General features: G+C 73.6%; 23 protein-coding genes. 11 read left to right on the forward strand and 12 right to left on the reverse strand.

Translation table 11 applies throughout. The features are described 5' to 3' along the window. The first annotated feature begins 44 nt into the window (after nucleotides 1-44). Nucleotides 45-767 (forward strand): DUF6882 domain-containing protein, encoded by a 723-nt coding sequence (locus ACFVNO_RS28480; RefSeq protein WP_355268749.1) that lies wholly within the window; start codon nucleotides 45-47, stop codon nucleotides 765-767. A gap of 6 nt (nucleotides 768-773) precedes the next feature. On the opposite strand, the gene ACFVNO_RS28485 is transcribed toward ACFVNO_RS28480, so the two are convergent. The 4 genes from ACFVNO_RS28485 to ACFVNO_RS28500 form a co-directional block, all read right to left on the reverse strand. Then, a complete protein-coding gene (locus tag ACFVNO_RS28485) occupies nucleotides 774-1,382 on the reverse strand; it encodes a response regulator transcription factor (RefSeq protein ID WP_355268751.1) in 609 nt (202 codons plus the stop codon). After that, a complete protein-coding gene (locus ACFVNO_RS28490; protein WP_355268753.1) occupies nucleotides 1,379-2,470 on the reverse strand; it encodes a histidine kinase in 1,092 nt (363 codons plus the stop codon). Before ACFVNO_RS28490 ends, ACFVNO_RS28485 begins: the two co-directional genes overlap by 4 nt. 28 nt (nucleotides 2,471-2,498) lie before the next feature. After that, nucleotides 2,499-3,554, reverse strand: coding sequence for a medium chain dehydrogenase/reductase family protein (locus ACFVNO_RS28495; protein ID WP_378897185.1), 1,056 nt, complete (start codon nucleotides 3,552-3,554; stop codon nucleotides 2,499-2,501). Nucleotides 3,555-3,805: 251 nt separating this feature from the next. Further along, on the reverse strand, nucleotides 3,806-4,297 hold the full coding sequence (locus tag ACFVNO_RS28500; RefSeq protein ID WP_220563555.1) for a GreA/GreB family elongation factor: 492 nt from the start codon (nucleotides 4,295-4,297) through the stop codon (nucleotides 3,806-3,808). Nucleotides 4,298-4,484: 187 nt separating this feature from the next. Between ACFVNO_RS28500 and ACFVNO_RS28505 the strand changes: the two genes are divergently transcribed. The 4 genes from ACFVNO_RS28505 to ACFVNO_RS28520 all read left to right on the forward strand — a co-directional run bounded on the left by ACFVNO_RS28505 (nucleotide 4,485) and on the right by ACFVNO_RS28520 (nucleotide 9,515). Continuing rightward, complete coding sequence (locus tag ACFVNO_RS28505; protein WP_355268757.1) at nucleotides 4,485-6,053, forward strand: helix-turn-helix domain-containing protein; 1,569 nt, start codon at nucleotides 4,485-4,487, stop codon at nucleotides 6,051-6,053. A gap of 151 nt (nucleotides 6,054-6,204) precedes the next feature. Then, nucleotides 6,205-7,491: a GAF domain-containing protein gene (locus ACFVNO_RS28510; RefSeq protein ID WP_378897190.1), complete on the forward strand. Its 1,287-nt coding sequence runs from the start codon at nucleotides 6,205-6,207 to the stop codon at nucleotides 7,489-7,491. Nucleotides 7,492-7,608: 117 nt separating this feature from the next. Beyond that, nucleotides 7,609-9,132 (forward strand): aldehyde dehydrogenase family protein, encoded by a 1,524-nt coding sequence (locus ACFVNO_RS28515; RefSeq protein ID WP_355268761.1) that lies wholly within the window; start codon nucleotides 7,609-7,611, stop codon nucleotides 9,130-9,132. Next, complete coding sequence (locus ACFVNO_RS28520) at nucleotides 9,132-9,515, forward strand: DUF779 domain-containing protein (protein WP_355268763.1); 384 nt, start codon at nucleotides 9,132-9,134, stop codon at nucleotides 9,513-9,515. The genes ACFVNO_RS28515 and ACFVNO_RS28520 overlap by 1 nt, the downstream gene beginning before the upstream one ends. Nucleotides 9,516-9,619: 104 nt before the next feature. On the opposite strand, the gene mnhG is transcribed toward ACFVNO_RS28520, so the two are convergent. The 6 genes from mnhG to ACFVNO_RS28550 are packed head-to-tail and all read right to left on the reverse strand — an operon-like array spanning nucleotide 9,620 to nucleotide 16,391. Then, nucleotides 9,620-10,018, reverse strand: a complete 399-nt coding sequence (gene mnhG, locus ACFVNO_RS28525; protein ID WP_355268765.1) for a monovalent cation/H(+) antiporter subunit G — start codon at nucleotides 10,016-10,018, stop codon at nucleotides 9,620-9,622. Further along, nucleotides 10,015-10,353 (reverse strand): monovalent cation/H+ antiporter complex subunit F, encoded by a 339-nt coding sequence (locus tag ACFVNO_RS28530; protein ID WP_220563549.1) that lies wholly within the window; start codon nucleotides 10,351-10,353, stop codon nucleotides 10,015-10,017. The genes mnhG and ACFVNO_RS28530 overlap by 4 nt, the downstream gene beginning before the upstream one ends. Further along, the gene (locus tag ACFVNO_RS28535) at nucleotides 10,350-10,958 is read right to left on the reverse strand and encodes a Na+/H+ antiporter subunit E (RefSeq protein WP_378897215.1); all 609 of its coding nucleotides are present in this window, start codon (nucleotides 10,956-10,958) and stop codon (nucleotides 10,350-10,352) included. The genes ACFVNO_RS28530 and ACFVNO_RS28535 overlap by 4 nt, the downstream gene beginning before the upstream one ends. Then, nucleotides 10,955-12,613, reverse strand: coding sequence for a Na+/H+ antiporter subunit D (locus ACFVNO_RS28540; protein WP_355268769.1), 1,659 nt, complete (start codon nucleotides 12,611-12,613; stop codon nucleotides 10,955-10,957). The genes ACFVNO_RS28535 and ACFVNO_RS28540 overlap by 4 nt, the downstream gene beginning before the upstream one ends. 2 nt (nucleotides 12,614-12,615) lie before the next feature. Then, a complete protein-coding gene (locus tag ACFVNO_RS28545; RefSeq protein WP_220563546.1) occupies nucleotides 12,616-13,446 on the reverse strand; it encodes a Na(+)/H(+) antiporter subunit C in 831 nt (276 codons plus the stop codon). After that, a complete protein-coding gene (locus ACFVNO_RS28550; RefSeq protein ID WP_355268805.1) occupies nucleotides 13,443-16,391 on the reverse strand; it encodes a Na+/H+ antiporter subunit A in 2,949 nt (982 codons plus the stop codon). Before ACFVNO_RS28550 ends, ACFVNO_RS28545 begins: the two co-directional genes overlap by 4 nt. A 395-nt stretch (nucleotides 16,392-16,786) precedes the next feature. Here ACFVNO_RS28550 and ACFVNO_RS28555 point away from each other — a divergent pair, with 395 nt between their 5' ends. The 3 genes from ACFVNO_RS28555 to ACFVNO_RS28565 all read left to right on the forward strand — a co-directional run bounded on the left by ACFVNO_RS28555 (nucleotide 16,787) and on the right by ACFVNO_RS28565 (nucleotide 18,648). Then, complete coding sequence (locus ACFVNO_RS28555) at nucleotides 16,787-17,185, forward strand: MarR family transcriptional regulator (protein WP_370634670.1); 399 nt, start codon at nucleotides 16,787-16,789, stop codon at nucleotides 17,183-17,185. Nucleotides 17,186-17,389: 204 nt separating this feature from the next. Next, nucleotides 17,390-18,046: an ATP-dependent Clp protease proteolytic subunit gene (locus tag ACFVNO_RS28560; protein ID WP_355268807.1), complete on the forward strand. Its 657-nt coding sequence runs from the start codon at nucleotides 17,390-17,392 to the stop codon at nucleotides 18,044-18,046. Continuing rightward, on the forward strand, nucleotides 18,043-18,648 hold the full coding sequence (locus ACFVNO_RS28565; protein ID WP_220563544.1) for an ATP-dependent Clp protease proteolytic subunit: 606 nt from the start codon (nucleotides 18,043-18,045) through the stop codon (nucleotides 18,646-18,648). Before ACFVNO_RS28560 ends, ACFVNO_RS28565 begins: the two co-directional genes overlap by 4 nt. Before the next feature lie 48 nt (nucleotides 18,649-18,696). On the opposite strand, the gene ACFVNO_RS28570 is transcribed toward ACFVNO_RS28565, so the two are convergent. Then, entirely contained in the window at nucleotides 18,697-19,092 is a 396-nt protein-coding gene (locus ACFVNO_RS28570; RefSeq protein WP_355268773.1) for a helix-turn-helix transcriptional regulator, read from the reverse strand. Between the two features lie 211 nt (nucleotides 19,093-19,303). Between ACFVNO_RS28570 and ACFVNO_RS28575 the strand changes: the two genes are divergently transcribed. Further along, a complete protein-coding gene (locus ACFVNO_RS28575; protein ID WP_355268775.1) occupies nucleotides 19,304-19,936 on the forward strand; it encodes a hypothetical protein in 633 nt (210 codons plus the stop codon). A 124-nt stretch (nucleotides 19,937-20,060) separates the two neighbouring features. After that, a complete protein-coding gene (locus ACFVNO_RS28580) occupies nucleotides 20,061-20,327 on the forward strand; it encodes a GlsB/YeaQ/YmgE family stress response membrane protein (RefSeq protein WP_355268777.1) in 267 nt (88 codons plus the stop codon). A 41-nt stretch (nucleotides 20,328-20,368) separates the two neighbouring features. Here the strand turns inward: ACFVNO_RS28580 and ACFVNO_RS28585 are convergent, their stop codons facing one another. Further along, complete coding sequence (locus ACFVNO_RS28585; RefSeq protein WP_355268779.1) at nucleotides 20,369-21,283, reverse strand: Gfo/Idh/MocA family oxidoreductase; 915 nt, start codon at nucleotides 21,281-21,283, stop codon at nucleotides 20,369-20,371. A gap of 137 nt (nucleotides 21,284-21,420) precedes the next feature. On the opposite strand from ACFVNO_RS28585, the gene ACFVNO_RS28590 reads away from it, so the two are divergent. Then, entirely contained in the window at nucleotides 21,421-23,220 is a 1,800-nt protein-coding gene (locus ACFVNO_RS28590) for a serine/threonine-protein kinase (RefSeq protein ID WP_355268781.1), read from the forward strand. Nucleotides 23,221-23,265 lie beyond the last annotated feature (45 nt).

A 23,265-nucleotide genomic window follows, 5' to 3' on the forward strand; every position in this document is an offset into this window, starting at 1 on the left:
CCCGGCGTCCGGTCGTGTCGGACACGGTGCATAGCATCGCGGGCATGAGCAAGCACACTCTCCCCGACATGCTCGACGACGCCGCCCTGATGTCCTTCGAGCACCAGCTGTACTTCCAGGAGTTCATCGGCGAGCACAGCTGGAACGTGGACCTCCAGGAGGGCCGGTTCGAGTTCTCCGGCGAGCGCCCCCTGGTCTGCGACCGCTTCCACCTGCTGGGCAGCGCTGCACCCGGGCCGGGCTCCTGGATGTGGGGCTGGGCCAACCCCTCCGGCTTCCGTCCGGACCTGACCGCGCTGAGCGCCGCCGTCCGCGACTTCGGCCGGGAGCACGACGTCCCCGAGCTGGCCGCCGCCGAGGTGCCCTTCGACGCCCTGCCCGGCGCCCCCCGGGAGGTGCCCCTGGTGGTCGGCCAGCTGACCGACGCGGCCAAGCTCCTCACCGGCCGCTGGTTCTCCTACAACGGCGAGGTGGGCGGCGGCACCCGGGTGGCGTTCATCATCGAACACCCCGAGCTGCGGCTGCCCGAGCCCGAACCCACCAGGGTCATGAGGGTCATCCAGCAGGGGCTGATGGATCTGCGGCTGACCGACCACAAGCGGGCCCTGTACACGTACGGCCGCCTGCGGGGCCTGTCCCCGAGGTTCACCGACGAGGAGCGGGGCACGCTGCTCCTGTCCCTGCCCGGGCTGGAGGCCCGTGTCACCTTCGACCACCTCGGCCGGGTCGGCAACATCAACGCCTCGCTGTCCAAGCCCGACGCCTGAACCCCGTCAGAGCCAGCCGTGCTCCTCGGCGACCCTGGCCGCCTCGGCGCGGGTCCGGGTCCCGGTCTTGCCGATGGCCGACGACAGGTGGTTGCGCAGGGTCCCCTGGCTCATCCCCAGGGAACGGGCCAGCGCCGCCACGTCGTCTCCGCCGTTCAGCACCGCGGCCAGCACCTCGCGCTCGCGCGGCGTCAGCGGGCTGGTGCCGTGGGTCAGCGAGGCCACGGCCAGGTCGGGGTCGACCACCCGCAGCCCGCGGTGCACCCGGCGGACGGCGTCCACCAGGTCCTCGGGTGAGGCGTCCTTGACCACGAACCCGCCCGCCCCCGCCCGCAGCGCCCGGGTCAGGTAGCCGGGGCGGCCGAACGTGGTGCACATCAGCACCCGGCAGTCCGGCAGGGCACGGGTCAGCTCGGCGCACACCTCGATGCCGTCGCCCCCGGGCATCCGCACGTCCAGCAGGGCGACGTCGGGCCGGACCTCGCGGGCCAGCTCCAGCGCCCGCGCGCCGGTCTCCGCACGGGCCACCACCTCGATGTCGGGCTCCAGGTCGAGCACGGTGGCCAGGGCCCCGCGCACCATCGCCTGGTCGTCGGCGACCAGCACCCGGATCACGGGCGTCCTCCGCTCTCTTCGACGGGAACCTCGGCGCGGAGGGTGAGCCCGCCGCCGGGCGTGGGGGAGAGGGTGAGCGTACCGCCGCGCTCGGCCAGCCTGCGCTCCAGCCCGGCCAGCCCGTTGCCGGGGACGACCCGGCCGGCGCGCCCGTCGTCGCGGACCTCCACCCAGCCGGGGCCGGTGGAGATCTCCACCCGGCCGGCGCCCGCGTGGCGGACCACGTTGGTGACGGCCTCGCGCACCGCGTACCCGAGCGCCTCGTCGCCGCCGGAGGGGACCTCCCCGGGGACGCGCAGCTCGACGTCGGCGGCGGCCAGCGCGGCCCCGGCGCGCAGCAGTTCCCCGGCCAGGGTGACCCGCCGCGTCCCGGCGACGGCCTCGCGGACCTCCGCCAGCGAGCGCCGGCCCAGGTCCTCCAGCTCGCGCAGTTCGGCCGCGGCCCGTGCGGTGTCCCCGGTGGCCTCCAGGATGCGGCGGCCCGCGCCGGCCTTGACCACGATCGTGGTGAGGCTGTGGCCGAGCAGGTCGTGCAGGTCGCGGGAGAACCGCTCACGCTCGCGCAGGACCGCGAGCTGGGCCGCCTGGTCGCGGCCGCGCCGCAGTTCGGCGTTGGCCTCCACCAGGCGGACGGCCAGTGCCACGGCCACCGACACCGAGGCGATGACCACGAGGCCGCCCAGCTGCCCCTCGGTCCGGCCGGTGGCCAGCGCGGCGGTGCCGACCCCGGCCAGCACCAGGGCGGTCGCGCCCAGGGACAGGGCCAGGGGCAGGGCGGTCGCGCAGGCGGCCAGCGCGAACATCGTGATCCAGGAGTGCTGGGGTCCCACCGCGGCGACCAGGGCACAGCCGAGCAGGAGGAGCAGGGCGCAGGCGGCCGTCCGCGCGGTGCGGTCGAGCAGCGGCGCGGCCGCGGGCAGGGACGCGCACCCCAGCAGGTACACGCCCAGGGCCGCGACGGTGGCGCCCTGGGACAGGGCGGAGTCGGCCGCGGCCCGCTCCCACTCCCGCCACAGCAGCGCGGTGAACAGGGCGGTCAGACCGTACGAGAGCAGCGCGGTGCGCGCCGTCCCCTGCTCCTGCCCCATGCCGAGCATCCTACGGGCCCGGGCCCGGTCAGTCCCGTCCCGCGGGCACGACGACGACCTTGCCGACGACGGTGCCGGACTCGGCCAGCGCGATCGCGCGGTCGATCTCCTCCAGCGGGACCCGGGCGGCGACCGGCGGGGCGACGGCCCCCTCGGCCAGCAGGGCGAACACCGCGCCCAGGTCCTCGGCCAGCAGGCGGCGGTAGCGCTCGGGGGAGCGGTGCCCCTGCCAGAGGTTGAAGAAGTGCGCGCTGCGCCGGTTGGGGAGCGCGTTCCACAGCAGCAGCCGGCCGAACAGGGCCAGCACGGGCATCCGCGCGTTGCCCTGCTCGTCGCGGGTGGCGGCGGTGCCGTAGGACACCAGGGTCCCGCCGGGGGCCAGCAGCCGGAAGGAGTCGGTGATGGCGGGCCCGCCCACGTGGTCGAACACGGCGTCCGCGCCGTCGGGGGCCAGCTCCCGGATGCGCGCGTACATGTCCGGGTCCCGGCGGTCGACGGGCAGCGCGCCCAGGGCGCGGACCGCCTCCAGGTGCCGGGCCGAGGCGGTGCCGACGACGGTGGCCCCGGCGCGGCGGGCCATCTGGACGAGCAGCGAGCCGACCCCGCCGTTGGCGCCCAGCACGACCACGGTGTCGCCCCGCCGCACCCGGGCGAGCCGGTGCAGCATGCGGTACGCGGTGACCCCGTTGACCACGGCGGCCTCGGCGTCGGCCGGGTCCACCCCGTCGGGGACGGGGACCAGGTCGGCGGCGGGCAGGGCGACCCGGTCGGCCCAGCCGCCGGTCTTGGTGAGGGCGGCCACCCGGCGCCCGACCAGGGCGGGGTCGGCGCCCGGGCCGACCTCCTCCACCTGGCCGACCAGGTCGTAGCCGGGCACGAACGGGAAGGGCGGCTGGTCGTAGTACTTGCCGCGGCGCATCTGCTGCTCGGCGAAGGAGACGCCGGTGGCCTCCACCCGGACCAGGGCGCCGCCGTGTGCGGGGGGCTCCAGGGTGCGGCGGCGCAGGGTGATCTCCTCGGCCGAGCCGGGGCCGTGCAGGACGGCTTCGAGGGCGGTGCGGGCGGTGTGTCCGGTGGCGGTCATCGGTGGCTCCTTCTTCGAGGTTCGTTTGTGAGTGCTCACTCACTTGTCAGGGCCGAAAAGAGCCCGACCGGGGTCGGGCAGCAGTGCGGTCCGGCCGGGTTCGGCCGTGAGTGCGGAGAGGCGTCCGTGGCGTCTCGGGCCGCTTCGGTTCCGCTTATGTATGTGAGTACACACTCACAAGCGGAGGATGTCAAGGAGGGCGGCGGAAAAAAGGGGGGCGGGGCGGCCGGGACGGCCGCCCCGGGACGGGGTCAGCGTGCCGAGCGGTAGGGGGCGGCGTCCACCAGCGTCACCCCGATCACCGCCCCGCGCGGGGAGGTGAAGGTCCGCCGCTCGCCGCGCACGGCCCCCAGCAGGGCCTCCCCCAGCGGCGACTGCGGCGAGTACACCGTCACCGCGTCCGCCACCGAGGCGTCCCGGACACCGAGCAGGAACTCCTCGGTGTCCTCCTCGTCGTCGTAGCGGATCGTCAGCACCTTGCCGGGCGCGGCCACCCCGTCGTCGGGCGCCGCCTCCTCGACCACGGCCTCGCGCAGCAGCCGCTCGATCGTCTGCACCCGGGCCAGGCGCACGGCCGGGTCGTGAATGTAGCGGGGCGCGGGGATGATGCCCCCCGCGCCCCCGTCGTCCGATCCGGAACCCGTTCCGATGTCGTCCTCGGGGAGTGTGCTCAGCACCCGCAGCTCCTCCTTGAGCCGCTCGTACGCCTCCCGGGTCATCCAGGTGTCGGTGGTCTTGTGCATGGGACGTTCCTTGTCTTCACGAACAAGCGCCACGGACGCTGTCCGTGGCGCGGATGGGAGTACGCGAGGGTCGGGGGCGCTGTCCCTCGACTTGAGTGTGTCCAGCGGCGGCGGGCGACCCGTTATCGTGGGAGGACAATCACGGTGCGGGTTCTTGTCGTGCTCCGACAACGGGGGAGGCGGTGCGGTGATCAACCTCGACCGGCTCGTCAACGTCCTGGGCGGCTACGGCGCCCACCTGGTGGGCGACGGCCGCCTGCGCCGCCGCGAGCTGCGCAGCGTCGCCATGCACGACCCCACCGACGACGCGCCGCCCCTGGGCGACGCCTTCCTCGCGGTGGGGATCGACGCCTCCGCCACCGCCCTGCGGCTGGCCGAGCAGGCCCGCGCCGTCGTCGTCATCGTCCGCTCCGCCACCGGGCCCGGCGCCGAGATCCGCGCCGAGCTGCACGAACGCGGCATCGCCATGGTCGTGGTCGAGCCCGCCGTGTCCTGGAGCCAGATCTCGGGCATCGTCTACGGGCTGGTGCTGGAGGGACGCGAGACGGAGTCCGGGCGCGGGCCCAGCGACCTCTTCGCCCTGGCCGACACCGTCGCCGCGGAGGTCGGATCGCCCGTCGTCATCGAGGACCGGGCCTGGCGGGTGGTCGCCTACTCCGCCGAGCAGGCCGACACCGACCGGGCCCGCCGCGACACCGTCATCGCCCGGCGCGCCCCCGCCGGGATCCGCGACCGCCTGGAGTCCGACGGGACCGCCGCCCGGCTGGCCGCCGCCGACGGGCCGCTGTACGTGCCGGCCCTGCCGGAGTTCGGGATGGGCGGGCGCACCGCCGTGCCGATCCGGGTGGGCCGCGAGCTCCTCGGCTCGCTGTGGGCGGCCGGGGACACGCCCCTGGACGCGGAGCGGGCCCGGGCGCTCAGCGAGGGCGCCCGCACGGTGGGCCTGCACATGCTGCGCGCCCGGGTGAGCAGCGACCTGGAGCGCCAGGTGGAGTCGGAGTCGGTCATCGACCTGCTGGAGGGGTCGGAGGACCCGGAGCGGGCCGTCGACCGGATCGGCCTGCCCGCCGAGGGGCTGCGGGTCATCGCGCTGCACGCCCGGGCCGCACCGCCCGACGACGCCGTCCTGCACCTGTTCGAGCAGGTCACCACCGGGTTCGGCTGGTCGCGCCCGGGGCGCAGCACCCTGCTGGGGACCACCGTCTACACGGTGCTGCCCTGCGCTGGGGAGATCGCCCCGGCCCTGGAGTGGGTCCGTGCCACGGTGCGCGGCCTGCCCGCCCGCCCCGGCGTGTCCGCCGGAGTGGGCGGCGCGGCCCGCGCGGGGGACCTGCCCGCCAGCCGCCAGGAGGCCGACGAGTGCCTGATCCTGGCGGGGGACGGCGCCGCCCCGGTGGTCTACGACGACGCCTGGGACGAGGTCCTGCTCCGCCGCCTGCGGCTGTCCGCCGAGGCCGGGCGGCTGCCCGGCCGCAACCCGGTGGCGGTGCTGGCCCGCCACGACGCGGACCAGGGGACCGAGTACACACGGACGCTGCGGGCCTGGCTGTACGCGCACGGCGACCCGGCCGTCGCCGCCGAGATGCTGGGCGTGCACCCCAACACGGTCCGCTACCGGCTGCGGCGCCTTCGCGGTGTGGCCGACCTGCGCCTGCACGAGCCCCAGGCGCGCGTCGCGCTCACCGTCGCCCTCGCCGCCCTGCCCGCCGATCCCCGACCGGTCCCCGGCCGCGCGCGCATCGGCGACAAGGGGTGACATAGGGGGACGATCCGTCGCCCGTTCTGCGGAACCCCTTGTCACGGGCCCCGCGGCCGGTTTGAATCGTGGGATCCCCACCTCAACGGGGGTGAGCCGGGCCGGGCCGCGCCGTGGCCCGGCACCGCCTCGCGCGCAGGGGAGGTCGCACATGTCCCGGACGTGGAACGCCTGGCCGTGGGACGCCGATCCCGACGCCGTGCGCAGGGACGTCGCGCGCGCCCACGAGGACTTCACCGGCTCCGGCCTGCTGCACGGCACCGTGCGCACGGTCGTCGGCGAATCCTGGAGGCGCAGCGCCCGCCTGGGCATCGACCCGGACGGCATCTCCCCGCGCATCGAGCTGTCCGGGCCCGCCCTGGCCGACTACCGCGAGGCCCACCCGCTGGCCGCCACCCTGCCGCTGCTGCGAAGGCTGCTGCTGGACACCGCTCCGGGACCGCAGATCGTCGCCGTCGGCGACGCCGCGGGCCGGCTGCTGTGGGTGGAGGGCGACCACCGGCTGCGCAGCAGGGCCGAGGAGATGCGCTTCGTCGAGGGCGCCAACTGGCACGAACGGTCGGCCGGCACCAACGCCCCCGGCGTCGCGCTCGCCCTGGACCACGAGGTCCAGGTGTTCGCCAGCGAGCACTTCGCCCGCAGCGTCCAGCCGTGGAGCTGCTCGGCGGCGCCCCTGCACGACCCCGACACCGGGGCGCTGCTGGGAGTCCTCGACATCACCGGCGAGGACCAGGTGGCCTCGCCCCAGGCGCTCGCCCTGGTGCGGGCCGCGGCCACCGCGGCCGAGATGGAGCTGAGGGCCCTGCGCATCTCCGGGGCGCTGCCCGGCCCGCGCCCGTCCCCGGACACCCCGGCGCGGCCGCCCGACCACCTCCTGCTGGAGGTCCTGGGCCGCGACGGCGCCCGGCTCACCGTGGACGGGCGCGCCACGGAGCTGAGCGCCCGCCACTCCGAGATCCTCCTGCTGCTGTCGTCCGCCCCGCGCGGGCTGAGCGGCGCGGCCCTGGGCGCCCGGCTGCACGAGCGCGACGGCGCCCCGGTGACGGTCCGCGCCGAGATGTCCCGGCTGCGCCGCCTGATCGGCCACGGCCTGCTGGCCTCGCGCCCCTACCGGCTGCTGCGCCCGCTGCCCACCGACGCCGACGCCGTGCGCGAGCGGCTGTCCCGCGGCGACCGGACCGGAGCCCTGCACGCCTACCGGGGGCCGGTGCTGCCCGGCTCGGAGGCACCGGGCGTGGTCGAGATCCGCGAGGTCCTGGACGCCGAGCTGATCGGCGCGCTCGACGGGGAGCGGGACCCCCGCGCACTGCTGGCCTGGGCCGAACACCCGGAGTGGCGCGACGACCCCCGCGTGCTGGGCGCGGTGCTGCGCTCCCTGGACCCCGGATCGCCCGGCCACGCCGCACTGCGCGGACGGCTGCGCCGCCTGGGCGCCTGAGCACGCCCCGCCGCGGCGCGACTGCAACGTGCTCGCAACGTAGGTGTGACTAGCGTCACGACCGCTGAACCCCGTTGACGGCCGCCGGGCCCCGCCCGGCGCAGAAGGAGGCTCACCATGGTCGTGTACGCTCCCCCCGGACAGCCCGGCAGCGTCGTGGAGTACGCCCCCCGCTACGAGAACTGGATCGGCGGCGAGTGGGTCAAGCCCGTCAAGGGCCGCTACTTCGAGAACCCCGCCCCCGCCACCGGCCAGGTCTTCACCGAGGTGGCGCGCGGCACCGCCGAGGACATCGAGCTCGCCCTCGACGCCGCCCACGGGGCCGCCCCCGCCTGGGGCCGCACCTCCGCGGCCGAGCGCGCCGTGGTCCTCAACAGGATCGCCGACCGCATCGAGGAGAACCTGGAGCGCCTCGCCGTCGCCGAATCCTGGGAGAACGGCAAGCCGGTCCGCGAGTGCCTGGCCGCGGACCTGCCGCTGGCCGTCGACCACTTCCGCTACTTCGCCGGGGCCGTGCGCGCCCAGGAGGGCCACACCTCCCAGATCGACGGGGACACCGTCGCCTACCACTTCCAGGAACCGCTGGGCGTGGTCGGCCAGATCATCCCGTGGAACTTCCCGCTGCTCATGGCCACCTGGAAGCTGGCGCCCGCGCTGGCCGCGGGCAACGCCGTCGTGCTCAAGCCCGCCGAGCAGACCCCGGCGTCGATCCTGCTCCTGGCCGAGCTCATCGGCGACCTGCTGCCGCCCGGCGTGCTCAACATCGTCAACGGGTTCGGCGTGGAGGCGGGCAAGCCGCTGGCGAGCAGCCCGCGGGTGCGCAAGGTCGCCTTCACCGGCGAGACCACCACCGGGCGCCTGATCATGCAGTACGCCTCGGAGAACCTCATCCCGGTCACCCTGGAGCTGGGCGGCAAGAGCCCCAACATCTTCTTCGAGGACGTGGCCGCGGCCCGCGACTCCTACTACGACAAGGCCCAGGAGGGCTTCACGCTCTTCGCGCTCAACCAGGGCGAGGTGTGCACCTGCCCCTCCCGGGCGCTGATCCAGTCGTCCATCTACGACTCCTTCCTGGGCGACGCCCTGGAGCGGGTCGGCCGCATCAAGCAGGGCGACCCGCTGGACACCGAGACCATGGTCGGCGCCCAGGCCAGCAACGACCAGCTGGAGAAGATCCTGTCCTACATCGACATCGGCCGGCAGGAGGGCGCCAAGGTCCTCGCCGGGGGCGAGCGCGTCGACCCGGGCGGGTCCCTGTCCGGCGGGTACTACGTGGCCCCGACCGTGTTCGAGGGCGACAACACCATGCGCGTCTTCCAGGAGGAGATCTTCGGGCCGGTGGTGTCGGTGACCCGGTTCGAGGGCTACGCCGACGCGATCAAGACCGCCAACGACACCCTGTACGGCCTCGGCGCGGGCGTGTGGTCCCGCGACGGCAACACCGCCTACCGGGCGGGCCGCGACATCCAGGCGGGCCGGGTGTGGGTGAACAACTACCACGCCTACCCGGCGCACGCCGCGTTCGGCGGCTACAAGCAGTCCGGGATCGGGCGCGAGAACCACAAGATGATGCTCGACCACTACCAGCAGACCAAGAACCTGCTGGTCAGCTACTCCGACGAGGCGCTGGGGTTCTTCTGATGGACGCCGGGGCCGACGTGGAGCGGGTGGCCGTCACCGACGCGGCCGCCGCCCTGCTCCGCGAGCTGCGGGCCGAGCACGGGCCGCTGATGTTCCACCAGTCCGGCGGGTGCTGCGACGGCAGCTCGCCCATGTGCTACCCGGCCGGGGAGTTCCGCACCGGGGCCTCGGACGTGCACCTGGGCGACCTGGACCCGGGGACGCCCGAGCCGGTGCCGGTGTGGATGTCCCGCTCCCAGTTCGAACTGTGGAGCCACACCCACCTGACCATCGACGTCGTCCCCGGGCGCGGGGCGGGGTTCTCGCTGGAGGCGCCGACCGGGAACCGGTTCCTCATCCGCTCCCGGCTGATGACCGACACGGAGGCCGAGCGCCTCCCGTGACCGACCACGGCGCCGCCCGGACCGCCGTCCGGGACGGCCCGTTCCCCGAGGGGAGGGAGCGGCGGGCCCGGGGGACCACCCCCGGGCCCGTCCGCGTACGGTCCTTACTCCGCCGACCGGGCGGCGTCCTCCTCGCGCTTGCGCGCCAAGCGCTCGCCGAGTTCGTCGTGGACCAGCAGGTCCTCGCGGATGCGCCCGGTACGGTAGCCCACCCGGGCGGCGATGTGCCCGGCCACCGGGATCGTGACGATCTGGAACAGGCCCACCAGCAGCAGGGTCCCGACGTTGAACACGTTGGTCTCCTCCACCGGCACCAGGCGCAGCCCGATCCCCACCAGCACCAGCAGCATCCCCAGCACCTGCGGCTTGGCCGCGGTGTGCATCCGGGACAGCAGGTCGGGGAAGCGGATCAGGCCCACCGCGGCCACGACCGACAGCAGGGCCCCCGCCAACAGGCACAGGATCGCGATCCAGTCGAGGACCGTGACGAGTTCCTCGCTCACGGGCGCCCTCCTTCCTCGTCGGCCGACGGGGCACCCGGGACCGGGTGGACGACGTCGGTCGGGGTGGACACGTGCTCCTCCGGGCGGCGGGCGACGAACTTCGCGATGCTGATCGTCGCCACGAAGCCCACCAGCGACAGCACCATCAGGGTCGGCAGGACCGTGGGGTCGCGGTGGAACGCGGCGTAGGCGCCCAGGCCGACCAGCGCCGAGGCGAGCAGCACGTCCACCGAGAGCGCCCGGTCCAGGATGCTCGGGCCCAGCAGCAGGCGCACCATGCTCAGCAGGGACGCGAGGGCGAGCAGGACGGCGATGACGGTCCACAGGGTGTTCATGCGCTCTCCTTCCCGGAGGGCGACGCCGCCTCCAGGGCCTGGATGTCCTCACGGGTGCCGAGGGCCCGGACGAGGAGCCGTTCCAGGACCATGACGTCCCGGATCCCCGTCTCCACACCCTCCTCGTCGGCCGCGCCCAGCACGTGGACGTACAGGATCCACTCGTCGCGCGAGACCTCGACGATGACCGTGCCCGGGATGATCGAACTGGCGATGGCGGTGCACACCAGCATCAGGTCCGACTGCGTGCGCATCGGCACGGCCACCACCGAGCTGCGCACCTCACCGGGTGAGAACACCTGGCGGGTCACCTGGAGGCTCGCCGTGAACATCTTCCCCACGACGTGCAGGACCAGGTGCGCCAGGGGGAGCGGGCGGAAGCGGAACCCCGGGACGATCGGCGGCAGCGGGAACACCAGCATGATCGCCACCGACACCAGGAAGCCCAGCACGAACAGGCCCAGCGACTCCCAGCGCCACTGGAACCCGTTGAACAGCAGCAGCCAGACCAGGGTCATGCCCAGCGCCACGGGGACCTGGACCTTGCCCAGGCGCCGCCGCAGCGCCATCGCCCCGACCTTCTTCGCGGTGCGCCGGTCCATCAGCGGTCACCTCCCAGGACGGCCTCGATGTAGGGGGTGCGGGCCAGCAGCTCCGTGGCCGCCTCCGCGGAGTAGGTGATCAGCGGGCCCGCGAACACCGTCAGGGCCAGGCCGAACACCACCAGGGCGATCGTGGCGCCGACCATGGTCTTGGGCAGGGCCACCGAGGTCACCAGGGGGGTGGACACCGTGGTCGTGCCGCCGATGCGGGAGGACGGGCCCACGGCCTCGCCCGGGCCCAGGGCCGCGGTCGAGGAGTCGTCGGCCTCGGTGTCCTCCAGCACGGTCCCGGGGTCGGCGACCTTGCCCTCGGAGGGCGCACGCCAGAACGCGTAGTTCCACACCCGGGCGATCACGTACAGGGTCAGCAGGCTGGTCAGCACCGACGCGCCCACCAGCAGGTAGGCCAGCGGGGTGCCCGCCTGCACACCGGCCTGGAGCAGGCCGATCTTGCCCAGGAAGCCCGACAGCGGCGGGATGCCGCCCAGGTTCATCGCCGGGACGAAGAACAGCACGGCCAGCAGCGGCGCGATCCGGATCAGGCCGCCCAGGTCGTCCAGGTTCGTGGACCCCCCTCGGCGCTCGATCAGACCGGTGATCAGGAACAGCGTGGTCTGCACCGTGATGTGGTGGGCGATGTAGAACACCGCGCCGGCCAGGCCCAGCTGGCTGCCCAGCCCCACCCCGAACACCATGTACCCGATATGGCTGATCAGCGTGAACGACAGCAGACGCTTGATGTCCGTCTGCGCCACGGCGCCCAGGATGCCCATGATCATGGTCGCCAGCGCCACCCACATGAGCAGGTTGTTCAGGTCCTCGCCCGGGAAGAAGAGCGTGTGCGCGCGGATGATGGCGTACACGCCGACCTTGGTGAGCAGGCCCGCGAACACCGCGGTGACCGGGGCCGGGGCCGTCGGGTAGGAGTCGGGGAGCCAGGCGGCCAGCGGGAACACCGCGGCCTTGATGCCGAACGCGAAGAGCAGCATCACCTGGAGCACGATCTTGAGGTGCCCGTCCAGCTCCGGCAGCCGCTCGGCGAGCTGGGCCATGTTGACGGTGCCGGTCGCGCCGAAGGTCAGCGCGATCGCGATGAGGAACAGCACCGACGACAGCAGGGACACCACCACGTAGATGGCGCCCGCCCGGATGCGCGACTGCGTCCCGCCCAGGGTCAGCAGCACGTAGCTGGCGGTCAGCAGGATCTCGAAGCCGACGTACAGGTTGAACAGGTCTCCGGCGAGGAAGGCGTTGGAGACGCCGGCGACCAGGATCAGGTACGTGGGCTGGTACACCGACAGCGGCGCCACCTCGGCCCGGCTGGCCATTCCCTGACCGATGGAGTACACCAGCACGGCCAGGGTGATCGCCGACGACACCGTCACCATGAGCGCGGACAGCCGGTCCGCCACCAGGGTGATGCCGATCGGCGCGTCCCAGCCGCCCACCTGCACGACCTGCGGGCCCAGGGCGTCCGCGCCGAGCATCAGGACGAACCCGACGAACAGCACGAACGTCAGCGCGATGATGCTCAGCCACTGCTGGACCTTGGGCCAGCGGCTGCCCATGGCCAGCTTGGCGCCGGCCGCGAACAGCGGCACCACCACCGGGAGCGGGATGAGGTAGTGGATGAGACCCGCGAAGTAGTCCCAGCTCATGCTCAGTCACTCCCCTGCAGGTCGCTGTCCTCGGCGCGGGCCAGGCGCTCGCGCTCGGCCCGCATGGTCTGGGCGGCCTGGCGGCGCTGGGCCCGCACGCGGCGGCGCAGCTCGCGCCACAGCTCGCGTTCGGCGGCCCGGTCGGCCCGGCGGTGCTCGCGCAGCCGCCTGCGGCCCAGGCGGATGCGTCCGCGCAGCTCCTGCACCTGGGCGGTCATGGTCTCCGCCCGGTCGCTGAGCCGGCGCATGGTCTCCTGGGACTGCTCATCGATCCCGCTCTCCTCGACCTCGACCTCGTAGCGGGCCAGCTCGGCCTGGGCGCGGGCGATCTCGGCCTTGATGCGGGCCTGCTCGGCCAGCTCCTGGGCGTCGGCCGCGGCGATGGTCGCCTGGAGCTCCGCCCGCTGGCGCCGGATGTCGGCCTTGAGGCGGCGGCGCTCGCGCACGAAGCGCCGGCGCAGTGCGCGGCGGCCCTCGCCCTGGACGATCCGGAGGTCCTCGGCGTCGTCCTGGACCTCGTCGTTGCCCTCCAGCTGCCAGCTCCGGTAGGCCATGGCGAGCAGGAACGCCGTCACCCCCAGGGTGATGACGATGGCCGTCAGGATCATCGCCTGCGGCAGCGGGTCGGTCATCTCGTGCGGTTCGCTGAACCACAGCACCGGGGGCCCGCCCATGGTCCCGGCCATGGCCAGGATCATCAGGTTGACGCCGTTGCTGAGCACGATGAAGCCGAGCAGCACCCGGCTGAGGCTGCGCTCCAGCAGGAGCACCACCCCGACCGCGACGAGCACGCCGATCAGCAGGACGAGGGTGAGGCTGGGCGAATCGTTCACGAGGTGACCTCCTCGACGGGCTCGGGGGCGCCGGGCCGGGCGGTCGCCCGGGCCCGGGCCGCGTCCCGCTCGATCTGCTCGTCGATGCGGGCGCCGAGACTGCGCAGGATGTCCAGGATCAGGCCGATGACCAGCAGGTACACCCCGATGTCGAAGAAGAGGGACACGGTGATGTGCGGCTCGCCCAGGATCCACAGGTTCACGTAGAAGTCCCCGCCTGCGAGGACCTCGTCGCCGAAGATCGCGCCGCCGATCGCGACGCCCGTGGAGATGGCCAGGCCCAGGCCGATCAGCACGCCGGGCTGCACCCACGCGGTGTTGTACAGCTCGTACCGGCCGCCCGCCAGGTACCGGACGATGAACGCCAGGCCGGCGACGATGCCGCCCGCGAAGCCGCCGCCGATCGCACCGTGCCCGGTCAGCAGCAGGTACACGGAGATCACCATGACCACCGGGAACAGGAAGCGCGAGACCACCTCGAAGATGACCGACCGGCGCTCGGTGGGCAGCGCGTCCGCGCCCGGGAGCCAGGTGTGGTTCCACTGGGGCTTGACGTGCAGGCTCGCCGGGGCCATCCGCAGCCCGCCCAGGTCGATCCGGGTCCGGCCCTCGGCGGGCTCCTGGCCCGCGGACGTGACCGACACGGCCATCACCCCGCCGGGCGCCTTGCGCGGCTGGGTGCGGCGGACGAACATCAGGCTGGCCACACCGGCGGCCGCGGCGACGAGCACGGAGATCTCGCCCATGGTGTCCCAGGCGCGGACGTCCACCAGCAGAACGGAGATGATGTTGTAGCCGCCGGCCTCCTTGGCGGCCTCCGGGTACAGCTCGGAGATCGACGTCTCCTGGCGGCCCGCCAGGGCGAACCAGGTCATGGCGGCGACCAGGGTGCCGGTGGAGACGCCGATGGCCAGGTTCCACGCCCGGCGGCCCTTGAGCGCGGGCGCCGAGAAGTGGCTGGGGAAGCGGCGCAGCACCAGGACGAAGACCACCAGGCTGACGGTCTCGACCAGGAACTGGGTGAGCGCGAGGTCCGGGGCGCCCAGCAGGTAGAACATGGCCGCCATGCCGTAACCCCCGGTGCCGACGAGGATCACCGCGAACAGGCGCCGCCGCATGAACAGGGTCAGCAGGGCGGTGGCGGCGATGATCACGGCCGGGATGACCTGGATCGGCGTGTCCCACAGGCGGACCGGCGGGTAGTCGCCGTCCCAGATGGGCTCGGTGATGACCCAGTACCCGGCCGCGACGACCAGGCTGACCAGGATGGTGCCGAGGTAGACCGGCAGCGAACCGCGCTGGGTGCTACCGGTGACCTGGAGGGCCAGGTTCTCCAGCCCGGCGAGCATCCGCCGGTAGACCCGGTCGGGGTCGACCACCGAGGCGCGGGTGCCGATCCAGACGACCGCGCTGCGGACCCGGAACAGCAGGAAGCCGCCGGCGAGGCAGACCGCGGACAGCAGCAGCGGCAGCTCGAAGCCGTGCCACAGGGCCAGGTGCGTCTCGTAGGCGCCGGGCGCGAGCGGAACGGAGTCGGCGTACAGCGCGAGCAGCGGGTCGATCCAGTGCGAGAGCGGTCCGCCGAGCAGGCTCAGGCCCGCCATCAGCGCCGCGGGGGCCAGGAACAGCGGCCCGGGGCCGTGCACCGGGGTGGGCGCCACGTCCGGCTTGTCGAAGAACGCGCCCCACAGGAAGCGCAGGGTGTAGGCGACCGTGAGCGTGGAGCCGACGACCATGCCGACGAGCACGACGGTGTCGGCGACGCCGCCCTCGTAGGCGCCGAAGGCCAGCTCCTTGGCGGCGAAGCCCAGCATGGGCGGCAGCCCGGCCATGGAGGCCAGGGCCAGCACCGACGTCCAGAAGGTGCCCGGCATGGACTTGCGCAGGCCCGACAGCTCGCGCAGGTCGCGGGTCCCGGTGCCGTGGTCGATGATGCCGACCACGAGGAACAGGGGGGCCTTGAACAGCGAGTGCGCGATGAGCATGGAGATGCCGGCCAGGGCGGCGGCCCGGGTGCCGGTGCCCAGCAGGGCGATGAGGAAGCCGAGCTGGCTGATGGTGCCGTAGGCCAGGACCAGCTTGAGGTCGTACTGGCGCAGCGCCTTCCAGCCGCCCAGGACCATGGTGAGCACGCCGAAGCCCAGGGCCATCGAGGTCCACACGGCGGAGTCGGGGAACGCCGGGGTGAGGCGGGCGACCAGGTAGACGCCCGCCTTGACCATCGCCGCCGCGTGCAGGTAGCCGGAGACCGGCGTGGGCGCGCGCATGGCGGCGGGGAGCCACAGGCTGAAGGGGAACAGGGCGGACTTGGACATCGCGCCGACCATGATCAGGCCCAGGGCCACCTCGACGAGGACGCCCTCGGGGGGAGCGGCGACGATCTCGGAGATGACGTAGGTCCCGGCGGTCTCGCCGAGCACGATCATGCCGACGAGCATGGTGAGCCCGCCGAAGGTCGTGACGGTCAGGGCCGTCATGGCCGAGCGGCGGCTCTCCTTCAGCTCCGTGCTGTGCCCGATGAGCAGGTAGGAGAAGACCGTGGTCAGCTCCCAGTACACGAACAGCTGGATGAGGTCGTCGGCCAGGACGAGGCCGAGCATGGCCCCGGCGAAGGCGACGAACACGCCCGCGAACCTGCCCAGGCCGGGCTCGGAGTCGCTGAAGTAGCGCGCGCAGTAGATCAGGATCAGGGTGCCCACACCGGCGGCGATGAGGGTCATCACCAGGCCGAGGACGTCCATGTGCAGGCCCAGCCGCAGGGAGAACGCGGGGGCCCATTCGACGGATCCGGAGAGCGCCCCGCCGCCGAGGATGGTGGGGAGCTGGAAGAGGGCCCAGACGGTGGCGGCACCGGGCACGACGGCCAGAGCGAGGAACGCGTTACGGCCCCACAGTCGGACCAGTAAGGGCGCGATCGCCGCTGCGATGAAATGCGCGATCAGCACTGTTGTCAATGCGCCCCTCCCGGATTGGTCCGGGCCCGCCCGGCGTTTCGGGCGGACGTCCGCTGCCCCCAGCAGCAGACCGATTCGCCCACAACCGGATGCGTGGACGGGGTGTCACTACGGTGTGAGGGGGCAAGGATCTACGTAACTTGTGTGCACAGGCTATTTAATAGCTAGACTACACAAACGTCAAACCACCGCGCGGACCGGACCGGCCCCGCGGTGCCCGTCCAGCCTGCGAGGAACGTTTCGTGTCCGACGAGACCCTTGAGCCCGGTGCCGAGCGGCTCTGTGCCTCCGACAGCGGCGCCGCGGCCGAGCGCACCCGCGAGTCCGAAGGTGTCGGTCCCGAGCGCCATGTCGGGCTCGAGGAGTTCCAGCGCGCCTGGACGGAGCTGATCAACGCGGCGATCCACGCCCGTTCCCGCAGCGGACACGGGCCCCGGGGAGCCGACGACCTCACCCTCACCCAGGCCCTCCTCATGGAAGCCGTCCGCGGGCTGGACAACCCCAGCGTAGGTGCGGTGGCCCAGGTGGTGGGGGTCTCCTCCCCCTCCGCCACTCGCATGATCCAACAGCTCGAACGCAAGGGCATGATGGCGCGCCGCAGGTCGGAGCGGGACGAACGGAGCACGGTGGTGGCCATCACCGAGGAGGGTGAGAAAGTGCTCGCCCACCGCCGCCGCAACATGGAGGCCAAACAGAGGCGCGTGTTCGAGGCGATCCGGCCCTCCCTGCGCCCCGTCGTCCTGGAGCTGCTACGCGATCTGCGCGAGGCCGTGGACGACGCCTGAGGGGCGGCCCGGGATATCCGGGCGTTCCTTTCCGGCCTCTCCTTCCGTTCCCATTCACCTGCCCTTACGGTCTGCCGTCGGCAGATCTGCCACAGGCCGAAACAGTGGCGGCCGTTGCGGCCCGCCGCGCAGTGTGGAGACACGGCCGGTGCGGGCGAGGGATCCGCGCCAGTGGCCGGGAAGGGAAGGGGCCACTCCATGCCGATGACCCGAACCAGGGCCGCGCACGAGGGCGAGGGCGGGGCGTTCGACGACCAGCTGTCCGCCCGCCTGCTGCGCAGCCGCATCGTGCTGCTGGGCACCCAGGTCGACGAGACCAGCGCCAACCGGGTCTGCGCGCAGATCCTGCTGCTCGCCGACGAGGACCCGCACAAGGACATCACCCTGGCCATCAACAGCCCCGGCGGCGTCGTCTCCGCCGGACTGGCCATCTACGACACCATGAACTTCGTGCCCAACGACGTGTCCACCCTGGTCATGGGGTTCGCGGCGAGCATGGGGCAGTTCCTGGCCTGCACCGGGACCCACGGCAAGCGGTACAGCCTGCCGCACGCCCGCATCATGATGCACCAGCCCTCCGGCGGGCTCGGCGGCACCGCCGCCGACATCGCGATCCAGGCCGAGAACCTGGCGCACACCAAGCAGACGATGATCCGGCTCATCGCCGAGCACACCGGGCAGAGCGAGGAGACCATCTCCCGCGACCAGCACCGGGACGCCTGGTTCACCGCGCAGGAGGCCAAGGAGTACGGGTTCGTCGACCACGTGGTCACGTCCCTGTCGGAGATCAACGGCACCGGCATCCGGCTGGGCGCGGGCGCCCCCGGGTTCGTCCGGAGCGAAGCGGAGGCCGTGCGATGAGCGGGCGCTACACGGTTCCCATGGTCGTCGAGCGCACGCCCCGGGGCGAGCGGTCCTTCGACGTGTTCAGCCGGCTGCTGTCGGAGCGGATCATCTTCCTGGGCACGCCCATCGACGACGACGTCGCCAACGTGGTGATGGCGCAGATGCTGCACCTGGACCACGAGTCCGCGGACACCGACATCCAGCTCTACATCAACTCGCCGGGCGGCTCCAACACCGCCCTCACGGCCATCTACGACACCATGCGGTTCGTCCGCGCCGACGTCGCCACGGTGTGCATGGGGCAGGCCGCGTCGGCCGCCGCGGTGCTGCTCGCCGCGGGGGCGCCCGGCAAGCGCCGGGCCCTGGAGCACGCGCGGGTGCTGCTGCACCAGCCCTCGGGGGAGGGCCAGGGGGTGGCCGCCGACCTGGAGATCCAGGCGGCGGAGATCCTGCGGGTCCGCTCCCAGGTGGAGGAGATCCTGGCCCGGCACACCGGGCAGACGCAGGAGCGGCTGCGGGCCGACACGGACCGGGACAAGATCTTCACCGCCCACCAGGCGAAGGAGTACGGGCTGGTGGACGCGGTCATCAGCACCCGGGAGGCGGTCCCGGCGTGAGCCGGGCCGGTCGGGGCCGCGCCGCGGCCCCGACCGGGCGGCGCGGGGTCAGGCGGCCAGGGACACCGACAGCACGGAGACAGAGGCCGTCGCCCGGGGCGCGGCGGCCGGGGCGTAGGAACCGGTCCGGCCGCCGAGCGGCCGCGGTATCGCCATGACCGTCTCGCGGTGGAGTTCGGCCAGCACGTCGGTGAGGGACAGCCCCAGGGAGCGGTAGACCGCGGCCAGGACCTCCGAGGACGCCTCCTTGCGACCGCGTTCGATCTCGGACAGGTACGGGAGCGAGACCTGGGCGTCCTCGGCCACCTCGCGCAGGGTCCGGCCCTGCTCGACACGGGTCCGGCGCAGCAGGCCGCCGATGAGGTCGCGCATCAGGGGCTCGGGCTCGGGGGCCCGGTCGGCGCCCCTGCGGGCCTCGTCCAGGGAGCGCAGGACATCGGTCATCGGGGCCTCCGGTCTCGTGCTCGGGATGCGCACTGGTCCTCCCCGCAGCCTACGCCCGCCGCCGCGGGCGGGGGAGGGACGTCCCCCGCCTTCTGCGGACGGCAGAACGGCGCTCCGGGGTCGGACCGTCACGGACGCGGTCTTCTCCGGCCGCCGCCGGGGTCGTTAGCCTGGTGCGGCCCGGTCGGCGGGCGCGGGAAGAGGGGGTCGGATGGGCGCGGACGACGGTGGCCGGCGGGAGCCGTCCGAACCCGGGTACGCCGGCGGTCTCGGCACCCGGCTGCGGGGGTGGATCGCCCTGTCCGTGTACGGCCTCGCCTGGGGCGCGGTCGCGCTCTTCCTGCTCGCGGGCTCGCTGGCGGGCGGCCTGGACATGGGCCCCGGCGAGGTGTCGGGCTTCGTACTGCTGTGCCTGGCGCTGGGGCCGCTGCTGCTGTGGGCCGTGGTCAAGCCGCTGTGCGCGCTGGGCCGCGGGCTGTCCGCGCGGGTCGGCGGGCACCGGGTGCTGTGGGCTCTGTTCCTGAGCGTGCTCGCGACGGCCGCCCTGGCCTGGGGCATCGGCGCCGGCCGGGGGACGGACGCCGTCGTGGGGGCCGCGGTGCTCGGAACGCTCACGCTGGCACCGTTCACCGTCGTCTACGCCGCCCTGCGCCCGGCCGGCCCGGTGCGCCGCTCCCCGGTGGGCAAGTGGCTGTTGGCGGCCCTGCTCGCGTTCACCGGCCTGGGAGACCTGTGGGGCAGGGGCGGGATCGAGCCCACGCACCGGCGGTCCGATCTCGACGGGAACGGGAACCTCCGCGACGCCCGGTTCGACCCCGACCGGCCGCCGCCGCGCTGGGGCTGATTCCTCCTTGGGGAAGAAGGATTACCGCCAACCAGGCATAAAAGGTTCTTTTCCTTCGGGCTTGTGACGGATTCGTCGCTCTGAGAGAGGGAACGGTGGGGGTGTCCGACCCTTGGGAGGGACATTGGAGATCACCGGAATCATCAGTGCGATCGTCGTGGGTCTGATCATCGGAGCCCTCGGCAGACTCGTCGTCCCGGGCAAGCAGCACCTGCCCATCTGGCTGACGCTGATCCTGGGCATCGTGGCGGCCTTCATCGGCGGTTGGATCGCCAGCTTCTTCACGACCATGTGGCTCATCGTCCTGATCGTCCAGATCCTGGTCGCGGCCGGGATCATCTACCTCGCAGACGGGATGTACGCCAAGAACGCCAGGGGGGCCGCCCCCTAGCCGGAGGGCGACCCCGATCTTTTCCGCTCGGGCCGCCGGGGCTACCCGGCGGCCCTCGGCACGTCCACCGTCCGGCCCTCGCGCAGGGCGGTCTCGGCGGCCTCCAGGACCGCGACCACCTCGCGGCCGAACCGCACGTCCAGAGGATCGCCGGGAGCCCCCTCCACCTGGGCGGCCAGCCGGTCGACCGCCACCTGGAAGGCCTCCACCGCGGACCTGTCACCATTCGGCACCTCGGCCCGGCCCGCCTCGCCGAACAGGACCACCTCGAAGCCCTGCGCCTTCTCCGGGGCGTCCAGGGTGACCGAGAACGTGCCCACGGCACCGCTCCGGTGGCGGGTGAGCAGGTGGACGGTGTCATTGGGGCCGGCCATCGCGGCCACGGCCTCCACCGGCCCCAGCACCGGCAGCACCACCGACAGCACGTGCGGGCCCACGTCCCACAGGCCGCCCTTCTCCCTGCGCCACGGGGAGGCGCCGTAGGGGTTCCCCGGACGGAAGATCGACGCGAACAGCGTCGCCCGCACCCCCTGCCAGCCGCCCCGCTCCGCGGATTCGCGCACGAAGGCGTCGATCCCGTCGGAGAAGCGGTTGGTGAAGAACACCACCGAGGCCAGCCCGCGCGCCTCGACCTCGGCGACGACCGCGTCGGCGGCCTCCGTGGTGAGCGCCAGCGGCTTGTCCAGCAGCAGGTGCTTTCCGGCGCGGGCCGCCCGCAGCGCCAGGTCCGCCTGCACGTCCGGCGGCAGCGCCACGGCCACGGCGTCCACGTCCTCCAGCAGCGCGTCGAGGTCGGCGTAGGCCCGCGCGCCGTACCGGGCGGCGACCTTCTCCGCCTTCTCCGGGGCCCGGCCCCAGACCCCCACCAGCTCCGCCCCCGGGTGGGCGGCCAGCGCCGCCGCCTGTGTCTCGGCCGCCCAGTGGCCGGTGCCCAGCAGCCCGAACCTCAGACCCATGTGTCGCTCCTTCGTCCGTCTCGTGGCCGTCCGCCCATTCTTCCTGGAAGCGCTCCCATGGCGCGGGGCGGGGTCCAGGCCGCCGGATCGGCGGATAATGAGGGGTCGGATACCCCCTCACCCCGGAGGACGAGCGGATGAACCCCGGCCAGCAGCCTCCCCTGCCCACCGGCTTCCACCCCCTGCGACCCGGGGACCCACTGGTCGTGGGCCCGTTCCACCTGGTCGGCCTGCTCGGCGAGGGCGGTATGGGCACCGTCTACGGGGCCCTGGGCGGTGACGGGGAGCACGTGGCGCTGAAGGTGGTGCGCGACCGGCACGCCGCCGACCCCGTCTACCGGGAGCAGTTCGCCCGGGAGGCCGCGGTGCTGGCCCGGGTGTCGGCCGAGTGCGCGCCCCGGTTCCTGGGCGCCGACCCGGGGGCCGAGCGGCCGTGGATGGCCACCGAGTTCGTCACCGGGCGCACCCTCACCGACCACCTGGCGCAGCTCGGACCGCTGTCCGGGGAACGGCTGCTCGCCTTCGCCGCCGGTACCGCGGAGGCGCTGGCCGCGGTGCACGCCGCCGGGATCACGCACCGGGACGTCAAGCCCGCCAACGTCATCCTTTCGCCGGACGGGCCGAAGCTGCTCGACTTCGGCATCGCCCGCCTCACCGAGGACCCCTCCCCGGAGGAGGGGGTGTTCGGCAGCCCCGGCTGGATCGCGCCCGAGCGCCTGGCCGGGGAGGTCGGGACCCCCAAGGCGGACGTGTTCGCCTGGGGCGGCCTGGTGGTCCACGCGGCGACCGGGCACGGCCCGTTCGGACGGGGCGACACGGCGACGCTGCTCGCCCGGACCCGCCGCGGGGAGGTGGACGCGGAGGGGGTGCCGGACGAGCTGCTGCCGCTGGTCCTGCGGGCGCTGTCCCCCGACCCGGACGCGCGGCCGACGGCGTTCGAGGCCTTCGAGGAACTGCTGGCGCTCGGCCGGACCGCGCCGGAACAGGACCCGCGGACCCGGCTGCGCGTCCTGCTCGCCGCGTCCTGGACCGGGTTCGAGGCCGTGCGCGGGCTCGGCCGGTGGGCCGCGGTGGCCGGGGCGCTGGGCGCGGCCACCGGATCGGCGGCGGCCGGGGCAGGGGCGACCGGAGCGGCGGGCGGCGGCGCCGCGGCCGGAACGGCCGCCGGGGCCGGGGGCACGGCGACCGGCGGGGCCACGACGGCGACCGCCACGGCGAGCGCCGCGGCCGGCGGGGTGACCGGTATCGGCAAGACGGTGGCGGCCGGAGCCGCCATCACGGTGCTCGTCGGGGCCGGCGCCTGGGTCGCGGGCCAGTGGTACGCGGACCGCGAGGAGGAGGGGCCGGTGGTCGAGGCCGCGGCCTCCGAGCCCGAGCCGAGCGGGGAGCCGGTCCAGGAGGTGGCCTACCGGGGGATGACCCTGGAGCTCCCCGAGGACTGGGGGGTGGAGCGCCGGACGTACTCCTTCGAGTACGTCCCCACCGGGGAGACCATCGAAGCGGAGAACGTGAGCCTGCGGACCCCCGAGGCCGACGCCGACTGCACGGCGGACGAGCAGGGGGAGACGTTCCACTGCCCGTCGGTCCGGCTCCTGGGACCCGAGGCCGTCACCTACCGGCAGGGGCAGGCCCCCGTGGACGGGTCGATGCCCTTCATGGGCGGCGGCCTCGACACCTGCCCGGCGGGGGCGGAGCTGCGCGGGGAGGGGGAGATCGAGGAGGTGACCGACGGCCTGGCGCCGGTGGGGGAGCGGACGGCGCACTACCGGGTGTGGGCGGTCCCCTGCTTCCCGGAGGGCGCGGGCACGGCGGAGGAGGACCTCCGCTGGTTCGAGCAGCGTTACTGGCTGCTGCCGGAGTCGGAGATCCTCATCGTGGACGACTACACGCACGAGGGGCTGGAGGAGATCCTGGCCGGGGCCGACCTCCCCGCCTGAGCCGGCCGGGACCGGGGCCCGTTCCCCGGTCGCCCCCCGAGCCGT

The organism is Nocardiopsis sp. NPDC057823 (assembly GCF_042797335.1).
Classification (GTDB): Bacteria; Actinomycetota; Actinomycetes; order Streptosporangiales; family Streptosporangiaceae; genus Nocardiopsis; species Nocardiopsis changdeensis.

What these genes read in the sequence shown, in the direction of transcription:
- ACFVNO_RS28495 (WP_378897185.1), bottom strand. Translation starts at nt 3,554, where the DNA reads ATGACCGCCACCGGACACACCGCCCGCACCGCCCTCGAAGCCGTCCTG.
- ACFVNO_RS28570 (WP_355268773.1), bottom strand. Translation starts at nt 19,092, where the DNA reads ATGACCGATGTCCTGCGCTCCCTGGACGAGGCCCGCAGGGGCGCCGAC.
- ACFVNO_RS28520 (WP_355268763.1), top strand. Translation starts at nt 9,132, where the DNA reads ATGGACGCCGGGGCCGACGTGGAGCGGGTGGCCGTCACCGACGCGGCC.
- ACFVNO_RS28565 (WP_220563544.1), top strand. Translation starts at nt 18,043, where the DNA reads ATGAGCGGGCGCTACACGGTTCCCATGGTCGTCGAGCGCACGCCCCGG.
- ACFVNO_RS28585 (WP_355268779.1), bottom strand. Translation starts at nt 21,283, where the DNA reads ATGGGTCTGAGGTTCGGGCTGCTGGGCACCGGCCACTGGGCGGCCGAG.
- ACFVNO_RS28575 (WP_355268775.1), top strand. Translation starts at nt 19,304, where the DNA reads ATGGGCGCGGACGACGGTGGCCGGCGGGAGCCGTCCGAACCCGGGTAC.
- ACFVNO_RS28480 (WP_355268749.1), top strand. Translation starts at nt 45, where the DNA reads ATGAGCAAGCACACTCTCCCCGACATGCTCGACGACGCCGCCCTGATG.
- ACFVNO_RS28590 (WP_355268781.1), top strand. Translation starts at nt 21,421, where the DNA reads ATGAACCCCGGCCAGCAGCCTCCCCTGCCCACCGGCTTCCACCCCCTG.
- ACFVNO_RS28510 (WP_378897190.1), top strand. Translation starts at nt 6,205, where the DNA reads ATGTCCCGGACGTGGAACGCCTGGCCGTGGGACGCCGATCCCGACGCC.
- ACFVNO_RS28530 (WP_220563549.1), bottom strand. Translation starts at nt 10,353, where the DNA reads ATGAACACCCTGTGGACCGTCATCGCCGTCCTGCTCGCCCTCGCGTCC.
- ACFVNO_RS28500 (WP_220563555.1), bottom strand. Translation starts at nt 4,297, where the DNA reads ATGCACAAGACCACCGACACCTGGATGACCCGGGAGGCGTACGAGCGG.
- ACFVNO_RS28515 (WP_355268761.1), top strand. Translation starts at nt 7,609, where the DNA reads ATGGTCGTGTACGCTCCCCCCGGACAGCCCGGCAGCGTCGTGGAGTAC.
- ACFVNO_RS28490 (WP_355268753.1), bottom strand. Translation starts at nt 2,470, where the DNA reads ATGGGGCAGGAGCAGGGGACGGCGCGCACCGCGCTGCTCTCGTACGGT.
- ACFVNO_RS28560 (WP_355268807.1), top strand. Translation starts at nt 17,390, where the DNA reads ATGACCCGAACCAGGGCCGCGCACGAGGGCGAGGGCGGGGCGTTCGAC.
- ACFVNO_RS28540 (WP_355268769.1), bottom strand. Translation starts at nt 12,613, where the DNA reads ATGAGCTGGGACTACTTCGCGGGTCTCATCCACTACCTCATCCCGCTC.